Source organism: Flavobacterium sp. P1_E4, from assembly GCF_056405915.1.
In genome coordinates this window covers 1-2136 of record NZ_JBFUBE010000056.1, presented here as the reverse complement: position 1 = coordinate 2136, position 2136 = coordinate 1, and the positions used below count along the sequence as shown (strand labels likewise).

The following is a 2136-nucleotide window of genomic DNA, read 5'->3' as shown; positions in this document are numbered from 1 at the left end:
CTACAAGGCAAAAGTCTTGTTTTTAATAAAAGTGATCTATTTAAAGCTAAATGCAAGGCACATTTTTTATCCGATAAAATTAGTAGCTTAAAAAAAGAGCCTTCTCAGAAGGCTTTATTTGAATTGTAGGATTGTAAAATTTGAAGATTTTGAGAAAAAAAAGAGGTTTTTTCACAGCCTGACGTTCTGGTACTACAGCGGGTTTGGGGTTAAATTAAGCCCATTCTTCGGATTTGCCAAATTATCCCAGATACAAAACCAACTTCCCATTAAGCCAATTGCCCAAATCCGTTGTAGTAGCTGTTGTAGGTAGTTTTTATTTTTGCAGGTCATTACATGCTACAATAAAAGCCTTTCCAAACTCTGTTACTTGATAATATGAATTCTCCTTTGAAACTTTGCTAAAAGCACTTGTTTTCGTATAGCTTTCATTTACGGATTCATAATTATATTTTTCACAAATTTTATCGTATAAGCTTTGATCTTTCTTATGTAAACCGTGTGAAGAATCCAAAACCCCCATACTTGTCAGATTGTCCAAATATGTTTTTATATTCTGAGGAAAAAGTAATTCTACTTCAAATTGTATTAATGTTCCATTTCTCAAGATATGATGAAATCCTTGGTTTTCATTCATATGTGCTCTGAAAGAAACACAAGGAATAAAATCTTTATTTAATAAATATTTTATTATTCTTGCTTCATCAACAGATAATCTTTCAATTAATTGAACAAAAGCTGGATGAGCTAAATTAACGGTATCAGTTGAGCTAGCTTTCGCTAAAAGATTGGTAAATAAATTTGCTATTTCATCATTTGTTGTATAACTCAACTTTTCAATAATTGGAGTGCCAATTTGCGGATTTACTTCGCATAATTTTTCTTCTGGAATTTGTTCTATTTTTTCTTTGTAGTCATTTAATCTTTTTTCGAAATTTATTTTAAACTTTTCGTTTAATAATTTTATTGGTAATAACAAAGAAGTACTAAATTCAAAAACAGTTTCTAAGGCGGTACCAACTTTTTTAACTGAAGGTTGTGCCAAATCTCCATATATTGTCAACAAAATTTGAGGTGTTTCTTTAACAAGACCGATTAGTTCATTACCTGCCATATATTTATAGTTTTTTGTTTATTTCTGTTTAAAATTACCTACAACGTTCTCGCGCTACAAGCAGTTTGGGACTAAATTAAGCCCTATTTTCGGATTTGCCAAATCTGCCAAATACAAACCAATTTTTCCATTAAGCCAAATCCCCAAATTGCTTGTAGCGTGTGTTAGCGGTAGTGTTTATTGTGAATCTTCTTCAAACTTTTTAAATATTTCTTTCACTTTTTTAGCAATTGATATTGAAGATATATTTTCTTTTATTCGCGCAATATTTTCATCATCTAAACTTGTAATATCAACAAAGACTTTTGAGAAGGATGCAATTCTAAATTCTGCGATTTTTAGAGTCCTTGATGCTTTCTCTTCATTAAATATTTCGCTTGGTAATGTAAACTCATTTTCATTTGACCAGTTCACATATAAACTACCATTTTTAAAATTATTAGTTTCATTAATTCCCCTTAAGAAATGGTTTGGAGGAAGTATTTTGTCCTCAGAAGATTTTAATGATTCAACAATGTGAAACGATAATATTCTATCAGTAATAATCTTATCTCTATGATTAGAATATCTTTTTCTTGCTTTTTTCCAATCAATTTCTTCTTCTAAAATTAAAGTAACAAAAGTTCTATAGAGTATAAAACATTTTGAAAACTCTTCTCTTGCTAAATGTGCTAATGTATATGCTCGTGCAAATTTTTTATTGTCAAGTAAGATTTTCGATTCTTCGCATAATTCTTGAGCATTTATTAATGTTTTTAGAATTCCTGTTCTTAATATTTCCGGGGTTATTTTCATAAAAATTTCGGTGTCGTTGCAACATTACCGCTAACGTCAGTCTGTGAAAAAACCTCCGTTTGTATATCACCAAATATAACAAAAAAGTTGTGTCAAAACAGGAATTTTCGTATTTTTAAGAATGCAGCATATCACAGGAATTTCCCGTCATCAGATGCGTTTTTCTAGTTTAGAAGACGCTATAAGTCCCGATAATCAAGTTCGTTTTATAGATGCTTTTGTGGAAT

Annotated in this window: 2 protein-coding genes; both read right to left on the bottom strand. The window is 30.2% G+C overall.

Annotated elements, in window-relative coordinates; translation table 11 throughout:
* Nucleotides 1–316 precede the first annotated feature (316 nt).
* A complete protein-coding gene (locus AC1DY0_RS18920; protein ID WP_477190135.1) occupies nucleotides 317–1114 on the bottom strand; it encodes a DUF4393 domain-containing protein in 798 nt (265 codons plus the stop codon).
* 177 nt (nucleotides 1115–1291) lie between these two features.
* Nucleotides 1292–1909 carry an AbiV family abortive infection protein gene (locus AC1DY0_RS18915; RefSeq protein ID WP_477190134.1) on the bottom strand — a complete coding sequence of 206 codons (618 nt, stop codon included), beginning with the start codon at nucleotides 1907–1909 and terminating at the stop codon, nucleotides 1292–1294.
* Nucleotides 1910–2136: the final 227 nt, after the last annotated feature.